The sequence below is a fragment of the Micromonospora globispora genome, assembly GCF_003857015.1.
GTDB classification, from domain to species: Bacteria; Actinomycetota; Actinomycetes; order Mycobacteriales; family Micromonosporaceae; genus Micromonospora; species Micromonospora globispora.
Window position 1 is genome coordinate 1 of the sequence record NZ_QGGF01000551.1, and the last position, 3,310, is coordinate 3,310.

The following is a 3,310-nucleotide window of genomic DNA, read 5'->3' on the forward strand; positions in this document are numbered from 1 at the left end:
ACCCTACGCCGCGCCACATCAGCTCCCAGGTGGGCGTGAGCTGGTCGCGCAGCAGGCGCTCCAGCTCCCCGTACGCCGCCGCGCGGGCCACCGGATCGTCCCCGGCCTCGGCGTACGCGGTGATCGCCGGGGCGAGCACCCGGTTGTCGAAGTCCGGGTCGGTGGCCGGCCCGGCCGGCGGGCAGACCGACGGGTCCTCGGCCCGGGCCGCCGCCTCGGCGCCGGTCAGCCCCGGCGGCGGGTCGATCCAGCCCAGCAGCGCCGGCAGGTGCAGGTCCTCCACCGCGCTCTGCCCGGTCGCCCAGTGCAGGGTCAGCGCCTCGGTCATCGCCACCAGCGCCGCCGAGCCGGGATGCTCGGCCCGCTCGGCGAAGAAGGTCAGCCAGCGCCCGAGCAGTGGCACCGACGGGTGCACCGGGTACTCACCGTCGGGGCGGCGGAAGCGGGTGGAGCGGCCGAGCAGCCGCAGGAAGGTGATCCCGGCCGGGTTGGGCACCAGCAGCTGCGGCGCATCGACGTACCGGTAACGGACATCCTTGCCCCGGTCGATCGGCACCGCCTCGGAGACGCCCCGGCGCGCGTCCAGGTACGGCAGCACGATCGCGGCCAGTTCAGCGGCGAACGCGAAGCGCTGGTCGCGGTTACGCGGCTGCGGCACGATCAGCAGCCGCGTCTCGTCCGGAGCGGCACCCACCAGGGCGGCCAGGGGAGCGTTCGCCTCGCCGGCCATGGCCAGCGGCACCAGCACCAGCGGACGTTCCGACAGGTGCAGGTGCCGGACGGTGGCCACTGGCTGGGCCACCCCGGCGGCGACCGCCTGCGCCTTGGCCAGCGCGCGCAGCGTACTCACGCGGATCCCCCAAGCTGGAGGCAGACCGCGCTGCCGGCACGTATGGGGGCCGCGTCGCCGGCACGTAGCGAGCCGCGAGGCGGGCGTCGGGGCGTACTCATGCGGGGTTTCCGGCCAGGGCGTCGGCCCGCAGGCGGGCGGCGGCGCGCAGCAGCGCGGCGGCCTCCGCCTGCTCCGGGTCGGGGGCCCGCTCGCCCTCGGCGAGCGCCAGCACCTCCGCCACGTCGGCGATCCCGCCCAGCGCCTCGCGCACCGGACGGCCCAGCGCCGTGGTGTGGCCGCGCGCCTCGTGCCGGCAGAAGTACGCCAGCTCGCAGGCGGCCAGGCACTCCGGCGCGTAGCGGGCCTCCACCCGGGACAGTGCCGCCACCAGTGTCGCCGGCTCGGCGACCGGGTCGACGGTGAAGTCCGCCGGCACGTCGGCGAGCAGGTCCTCGATCCGGGCCATCCGGTCGAGCTGGCGGCGCAGCACCAGCAGTTGCTTGCGGACGTCGACCAGGCTGGCCACCGGCCGGTTGGCGAAGTCGCGCGGGCAGACCAGCACCACGTCGTGCGACACCAGCTCCGGATCCTGCCCCTCGGCGGCGAGCAGCTCGCGCAGCGCCAGGACGTAGACGGCGGACTGGATCGCGGCGGCGGAGACCTTCGCCGGGTCGGCCTGCCCGTCGATCACCGGGAACGACTTGATCTCGACGACGTGGAACCGGCCGGCGAGCCGGGCCGCCACCAGGTCCGGTTCCAGGTGCACCCGCTGCCCCGCGACCGCCAGGCTGAGCAGGGGATGGTCGAAGAGCGCCGCGTCGGCGCCCGCACCGGTCAGCGCCGCCCGGGACCGCTCGCGCCGGTCCGGCAGGTCGTCCGCACCGCCCAGGTCCGTCCAGCTCGCCCGCTCCGGCACCGGTACGCCCAACCGCTCGGCGACCAGCCGCAGCAGCTCCACCCCGCCGTCGGCCTTGACCTGCGCCTCGAAGGCGTTACCGCGGGTGATGGCGAAGCGGGACTGGCCGAACCGGGCCGGGAAGCCGAGCCGCTCGGCCAGCCCGGTCTTGTCCACCCCCGCGCTGTCCAGCACCGCCCGCCGGGTGCAGCCTGGGTTACCGGTCAGCGCGGCGATGGTGCGGGCGTTGTGCCGCCGCGGCGGCACGCCACCCCGGATCTCGGCCAGTCGCTGCGCGGTGCTCGTCACGATCCGCCAGAATAGGCGCTCACCGCAGCTTCGGCCCGCAGCGCGCCGCGCCGGACCAGCACGGCGGTGGCCACCGCGGCGACCAGGGCCAGCGCGGCCATCGACCAGAGCACGGTACGCAGGCCGCCGGTGAAGCCGGGGTCGGCGAGCCGGCCGGCGGTGGTGCTGGCCAGCACCGCGCCGACCACCGCGATGGCGATCGTCTCACTGGTCAGCCGGGCCGTGTTGATCATCCCGGCGCCGGTCGCCGCCCGGACGGGTGCGACGCTGGCGATCGCGAGCGCGTCGAGCAGCCCGATCGACAGGCCCACCCCGACGCCGATGGTGAGCAGCGGCCCGGCCAGGGTGGCGGTCCCCGCGTCCGGGCCGAGCACGGTGGCCCAGGCCGCCCCGACGGCGACCACCACCACCGAGACGACGGTGACCGCGGTGGCCGGGACCAGCCGGGTCAGCACCCCGCTGAGCAGCGGCAGCACCAGCGTGGGTGCGGTCAGCAGGATCAGCGTCGCGCCGGCCGCCCCGGGACTGAGCCCGACCACCGTGGTCAGGTACGACGGCAGGTAGACCAGCAGCGGCACCAGGACCGCGACGATGGTGGCCGCCGCCAGGCAGATGCCGAGGAACCGGGGGCTCGCCAGCAGGGCGAGGTCGAACATCGGGTCCGGTCGGCGGCGTTCCACCCGGACGAAGGCCACCAGCAGCGCCGCCGCGGCGGCGAACGCACCGAGGATGACCGGGGCGGCCCAGCCGTACTCGGGGCCCTGCACGAACCCGAAGATGAGCAGCAGCAGCGCGGCGGTGAACGAGACCGTGCCGGGCCAGTCGACGCGTCCCGGGTGCGGCTGGCGGGACTCCGGCAGCAGCGGCACCAGGGCGAGCACCAGGCCGGTGGCCAGTGCCGGGGCGGCGAAGACCGCGCGCCAGCCGAAGCCCTCGATGAGCAGCCCGGCGATCGACGGGCCGAAGGCGAGGCCGACGCCGATCGTCGTACCGAAGAGCCCGAAGGCGCGGGCCTGGGCGCGGCCCTGGAACGCCCCGGCGAGCAGGGCGGAGGCGCTGGTCGCGGCGGCCGCCGCGCCGACCCCGGCGAGGGCCCGGGCCAGGTCGAGCAGCACGATGCTGTCGGCGACCGCGGCGAGCAGCCCGCCCGCGGCGAAGACCGCGACGCCGACGGCGTAGACCCGGCGCCGGCCGAAGAGGTCGGCGAGCACGCCGGTGGCGAGCATGAAGCTGGCGAAGGTGGCGTTGTAGCCGTTCACCACCCACTGCACCCC

At 76.1% G+C, this 3,310-nt stretch carries 2 protein-coding genes and 1 pseudogene; all 3 read right to left on the reverse strand.

The genetic code is table 11. From position 1 onward, the window contains the following. Positions 1-850 (reverse strand): annotated as a pseudogene (locus DKL51_RS28650) (hypothetical protein); the annotation flags it as partial. A 97-nt stretch (positions 851-947) separates the two neighbouring features. Beyond that, positions 948-2,036: a hypothetical protein gene (locus DKL51_RS28655; RefSeq protein WP_124812751.1), complete on the reverse strand. Its 1,089-nt coding sequence runs from the start codon at positions 2,034-2,036 to the stop codon at positions 948-950. Then, a partial coding sequence (locus DKL51_RS28660; RefSeq protein WP_124812753.1) for an MFS transporter occupies positions 2,033-3,310 on the reverse strand: 1,278 nt, incomplete at its 5' end. The genes DKL51_RS28660 and DKL51_RS28655, both read right to left, overlap by 4 nt.